The sequence below is a fragment of the Mycobacterium sp. E3339 genome, assembly GCF_001666915.1.
GTDB lineage: Bacteria > Actinomycetota > Actinomycetes > Mycobacteriales > Mycobacteriaceae > Mycobacterium.
Genome location: NZ_LZIZ01000138.1, coordinates 1 through 5080 on the forward strand (window position 1 = coordinate 1; position 5080 = coordinate 5080).

A 5080-nucleotide genomic window follows, 5' to 3' on the forward strand; every position below is an offset into this window, starting at 1 on the left:
TGCTGGCCTTCGTGGTGCTGAAGCTGACGCAGGGCAACCAAACCGCCGGGCGGCCGACCACCCAGCCCGCGCCCCCGGCAAGACGGTCATCTTGGTGTCGCGCACCCGCCCGCCCGCCATCGCGCTGAGCGTCCGCGACGCCCTGGACGGCGTGCTGGTGGAAATGGGTTCGGCGGGGGCCAAGGTGGCTTCGCTCGTCCAGGGATTGTCCGATGTGTACGTGCACGCCGGCGGCCAATTCGAATGGGACTCGGCCGCCCCGGTGGCCGTGGCCCGGGCCGCGGGCCTGCACACCTCGCGCATCGACGGCTCGGGGCTGGCTTACAACCAGCCCGATCCAAAGCTGCCGGATTTGGTGGTCTGCCGTCCCGAGTTGGCCGAGGCTGTACTGGCGGTCACGCGCTGAGAGCGCTTATACCACAATCGATTTCGGGCGCAAGAGGATCTCAGTGAGCGCCGGGCCGCCGCGGCGCCTGGCGGCGGGCGGCGTGGCGACGTCGGGGGTGGCGAGGGTGATGCCCTGCGCAGGCAGCGCCACCGCCCCGGCCACCAGCTCACCGGCGTCCCACAGCGCGACGTGCACCGCCCAGTCGTCGCGCCCGAGCTCGGAGAATTCCCGCGTCCCGTCCAGCGGGTCCACGATCCACACCCGGTCCGCACGCAGCCGGACCGGATTGTCGACACCCTCCTCGGACAGCACCGCGTCGTCGGGGCGCTCGTCGGCCAGCGCTCCCATCAAGAAGTCATGGGATCGCTTGTCCCCCGCGGCTTTCCGCTCACTCGCTTCGGCGTCGGCGAACTCATCGCGGACCGTGAGCAGCAGCCGCCCGGCCTCGGTGGCCAGCCGCGCGGCCAGGTCGTGGTCATCCGTCAGCTGCAACGCCATCACATTCCTTAAGTTGGCAGTGTTGACCAACTTTACCCTGCCAACTCGATGCCTGCGGGCACCGCCCCGAACGGAGGGGTTCGGCCGTAATCTGGTGAACGTGAGCGGGGGAAACGTTCCTTCATTGAGCCGGTTGCGAAGCATTCCACGGGGGCGACTGATCGTCATCGGCGTTGTCTCGGCGGTAGCGCTGGCCGGTGTGCTGGCCTTCGTGGTGCTGAAGCTGACGCAGGGCAACCAAACCGCCGGGCGGCCGACCACCCAGCCCGCGCCCCCGGCAAGCCGCGCATCGTGGTGTCGCGCACCCGCCCGCCCGCCATCGCGCTGAGCGTCCGCGACGCCCTGGACGGCGTGCTGGTGGAAATGGGTTCGGCGGGGGCCAAGGTGGCTTCGCTCGTCCAGGGATTGTCCGATGTGTACGTGCACGCCGGCGGCCAATTCGAATGGGACTCGGCCGCCCCGGTGGCCGTGGCCCGGGCCGCGGGCCTGCACACCTCGCGCATCGACGGCTCGGGGCTGGCTTACAACCAGCCCGATCCAAAGCTGCCGGATTTGGTGGTCTGCCGTCCCGAGTTGGCCGAGGCTGTACTGGCGGTCACGCGCTGAGAGCGCTTATACCACAATCGATTTCGGGCGCAAGAGGATCTCAGTGAGCGCCGGGCCGCCGCGGCGCCTGGCGGCGGGCGGTGGATTCGTCACCGGCGCAGCGGGTTTGGGCCATGCCGCGAGGGGCCACGACGTCCGGCATTACACCGAGACATGTTGCGAGAAGCCGGTATTGACGAGGCCGGGGGGCGCGCCATACGGTCAGCGCAGCGCCTGCTGCCAGGACAGAATGCGTTCGGCCAGTTCGGGTCCGGCGTCTTCCTGGATGAAGTGACTGGCGTGGATGCGCGCGTGCGGCTGGCCCGCGGCGCCGGGGATGTGCTTGATCAGCGGGCGGTCCGCTTGCCCGAGGATGGGGTCGCGCGCCCCGAAGATGGCAAGCATGGGCTTTTCCCATTGCCCCAGGGCCTTCCAGGCCGCCCGGTTGGCCGGCACCGCCGGATCGTCCGGTGAGGTCGGCACCAGTTGCGGGAAGGCGCGGGCGCCGGCCTGGTACGTCTTGTCGGGAAACGGCGCGTCATAGCCGGCCCGCACCCGGGCGGAAACCCGGCGGACGGTTCCCACGGAGACGATGCGGCCGGCGGGCAGCACGGGGGAGTAGCGCGCGAACGCCCGCCACGCGTAGAAGGCGGGCGGGGTGGCCCGCTCCGCGGTGGGCAGGAATCCATTCGCCACCACGAGTCGCGCGACGCGGTCACCCTGCTCGGCGGCGATGCGCAGCCCGATCAGCGATCCCCAGTCCTGCACGAACAGGGTCACGTCCTTGAGGTTGAGCCGCTCGAACCAGGAGGTCACCCATTCGACGTGGCGCTGGTAGGTGTAATCCTCGACCCGGCTGGGCTTGTCCGAGCGGCCGAAGCCGATCAGGTCGGGCGCGAGCACGCGGTTCCCGCCGTCCGTCAAGGGCGGGATCATCGTCCGGTAGAGGTAGCTCCAGGTGGGCTCGCCGTGCAGCAGCACGATCGGTGGTCCGTCGGAAGGGCCCTCGTCGAGGAAGTGCATGCGTAGCGGTTGGGTGTCACTTGCCGCCACGTCAACGTAGTTCGCTACGAACGGATAGCCCTCCAAATTTTCGAATCGGGAGTCCGGGGTTCGTAGCACATGCATATTCAGCTCCTCCGGTGGGCGGGCGCCTTGAGTTAGCCTCTCTCGACAACGCGAGTTCGTCTAGTGGGGAATTTCATTGAGCTAGACGTCTGGTGGACATTAAACTCGCTTGTTCATGGCGATTCGGCGTGCCGTCCTGATCATTGCCGACATCAGCGGCTACACCCACTACATGCAGTGGAACCGTACCCACTTGGCCCACGCGCAATTGACGGTGGCGGGCCTACTGGAGTCGGTGATCGACGCCGGTAGGGGTCTCAAGCTCGCGAAGCTGGAGGGTGACGCCGCGTTCTTCTGGGCGCCCGACGGCGACCCCAAAGTGCTGGTGTGCGACCGGCTGTCCCGGATGCGGGAGGCTTTCATCGCGCGCCGTGAACGCTTCAAGAAGGACCTGGCCTGCGAGTGCGCGAGTTGCGCGCAATTGGACAGCCTTTCGGTGAAGTTCGTCGTCCATCAGGGTGAGGTGGCCGAGCAGCGGGTTAAGCGACACGTGGAGCTCGCGGGCTTCGACGTCATCCTGGTGCACCGAATGCTGAAAAACACGGTGCCAGTGGTCGAATACGTGCTGATGACCGAGCCGGTCGCGGCGTGCCTCGACGAGTCGGTGCGCTCGCAGTGCAAGCCGCTGATCCACATCTTCGACGACATCGGCGAGACGCCGACGCACTATCTCGATCTCGCGACCTCGGAGGTCTCGGTAGTTCAACCCGAGTCCGGCTTCCTTCGCCGCCTCGGGTCGACGTTCAAGCTGGAATTGAGCTCGCTGCCGTTCGTCCTCGGCTTCAAGGAGCCCGCGGCGGGTTTCCGCAACCTGGGCCGCGGCGCGGAGGAGATCCCGGCCTAGCCCGCGTCGCGGGTAGTGGCCAGCGCGCGGCCCATCCGGGACACGGCCTCGGTGAGGATGGCCCGCGAGGTCGCGAAGTTCAGCCGGACGTGACCCGCGCCCCCGGTGCCGAAGACGTGGCCGGAGCTGAGCGCCACCCGGGCGTGGTCGAGAAACCACCGGGCGGGTCCGGACAGGTCGGCGACCACCGCCAGGCCCGCGGCGGCCTCCTCGGCGAATCCGAGCTCGCGGCAATCCAGCCAAGCCAGGTAAGTCCCTTGCGGCCATTGGTATTTCACGCCAGGTAGGTGCTCGGCGATCAGCTCACCGAGGAGCGTCCGGTTCTGATCCAGGCCGCGCAGCAATGCGTCGAGCCAATCGCCACCGGTTCGGAACGCCTCGGCGTGGGCGATGATGCCGAAGTGGCTCGGCCCATGGCTGACCTCTTCGGGCATCCGGTTCAGGTCCGCGACCGCCTCGGGGCCGGCGATGGCCAGCGCCGCCTTCAGCCCCGACAGGCTCCAGGCCTTGGAGGCGGACGTCAGGGCGAACGCGTTCTCCGCGCCGGGCACGGTCAGGTATGGCGTGAAACGCGCCCCGTCCAAGACGACGGGCCCGTGAATTTCGTCCGACACCACCCGGACGCCGAACCGGCGGGCGAGCTCGGCGACGGCGCCGAGCTCGTCGGCCGTGTGCACGGCTCCGGTGGGGTTGTGGGGGTTGCACAACAGGTACGCGACGTTCCCTCCCCGTGCGCCGGCGCCAGCGAAGGCTTCTGCCAAGGCGTCCAAATCAATTCGGCCTTCGGCGCCCAGCGGTGCTTCGACGATCTGACGGCCGTCGTGCGCGACGAACGCGTAGAACGGGGCGTACACCGGCGGGTTGACGACGACGGCGTCACCCCGATTGGTGACCAGACGCAGCAACTCGACGGCGCCGAGCATGACGTCCGGCACGATCGCGGTGTGGCCCACCGGTAGGTCATGCCATTGCCAGCGCTCGGACGCGAATTGACCGACCGCCTCGGCCAACGCGGTGCCACACGGATACCCGGTGTCGCCGTTGTCGATGGCGGTCCGCAGCGCCTCGGCCACCGTCGGGGCCAGCAACACGTCCATCTCCGCGACCCACATCGGCAGGACGTCGGGCGGATGCTCGCGCCATTTCATGCTGGTGCGTTGCCGCAGTTGCTGCAGCGTGAGCTCCTCGAGGGGGTTAGACGTCACCCCTGCAGACTAAGTGGCGAATGCGTGCTTCGGGATGGTCAACGGCAGGTCCACCGAACTGAGCAATCCCGGTTCTGCCGCAACGACATACGGCACGGCGTTGACGACGCGCATCGCGGTGGCCACCATCGCGCCGGCACCGGAGGTCATGCCCCCCACCCCGGCTTTGTGCGGATCCTTGAGCGTCGCCGCCAGCGTGCAGTCGATGTCGGGGTCACCGCTGATCATGACGCGGTAGGACAGGTCGCCGATCCCGGTCGGCCAATCCGGCGCGACGTCGTGGGCGAGCCGGGTGACGTGCTCGATGACGATGGCTTCCCGGCCGTCGACCACACCGATCGCCCGCATGCGCAGCGCACCGCAGGTGCCCGCCTTGATGGTGCCCATAGCGACCTCCAGCGTCCGGTTCGTCACCGCGCGGTCGAAATACTC

General features: G+C 68.3%; 4 protein-coding genes and 3 pseudogenes. 3 read left to right on the top strand and 4 right to left on the bottom strand.

What is annotated here, in order from left to right:
* On the top strand, positions 1–406 hold a 406-nt coding region (locus A5702_RS12200; protein ID WP_369817897.1), incomplete at its 5' end, for an inositol monophosphatase family protein.
* Between the two features lie 9 nt (positions 407–415).
* Here A5702_RS12200 and A5702_RS12205 read toward each other — a convergent pair.
* Positions 416–886 (bottom strand): annotated as a pseudogene (locus A5702_RS12205) (inositol monophosphatase family protein); the annotation flags it as partial.
* 261 nt (positions 887–1147) lie between these two features.
* Between A5702_RS12205 and A5702_RS12210 the strand changes: the two are divergent.
* Positions 1148–1492: pseudogene (locus A5702_RS12210) on the top strand (inositol monophosphatase family protein); the annotation flags it as partial.
* 201 nt (positions 1493–1693) lie between these two features.
* Here A5702_RS12210 and A5702_RS12215 read toward each other — a convergent pair.
* A complete protein-coding gene (locus A5702_RS12215; protein ID WP_055399989.1) occupies positions 1694–2599 on the bottom strand; it encodes a haloalkane dehalogenase in 906 nt (301 codons plus the stop codon).
* Between the two features lie 115 nt (positions 2600–2714).
* Here A5702_RS12215 and A5702_RS12220 point away from each other — a divergent pair, with 115 nt between their 5' ends.
* Entirely contained in the window at positions 2715–3443 is a 729-nt protein-coding gene (locus A5702_RS12220) for a DUF2652 domain-containing protein (protein WP_055399987.1), read from the top strand.
* On the opposite strand, the gene A5702_RS12225 is transcribed toward A5702_RS12220, so the two are convergent.
* The gene (locus tag A5702_RS12225; RefSeq protein ID WP_068220982.1) at positions 3440–4648 is read right to left on the bottom strand and encodes a MalY/PatB family protein; all 1209 of its coding nucleotides are present in this window, start codon (positions 4646–4648) and stop codon (positions 3440–3442) included. The genes A5702_RS12220 and A5702_RS12225 overlap by 4 nt on opposite strands.
* A gap of 9 nt (positions 4649–4657) precedes the next feature.
* A pseudogene (locus tag A5702_RS12230) lies at positions 4658–5080 on the bottom strand (dihydrodipicolinate reductase); the annotation flags it as partial.

Coding starts and splice junctions, on each gene's coding strand:
- A5702_RS12215 (WP_055399989.1), bottom strand. CDS start 2,599: ATGCATGTGCTACGAACCCCGGACTCCCGATTCGAAAATTTGGAGGGC.
- A5702_RS12220 (WP_055399987.1), top strand. CDS start 2,715: ATGGCGATTCGGCGTGCCGTCCTGATCATTGCCGACATCAGCGGCTAC.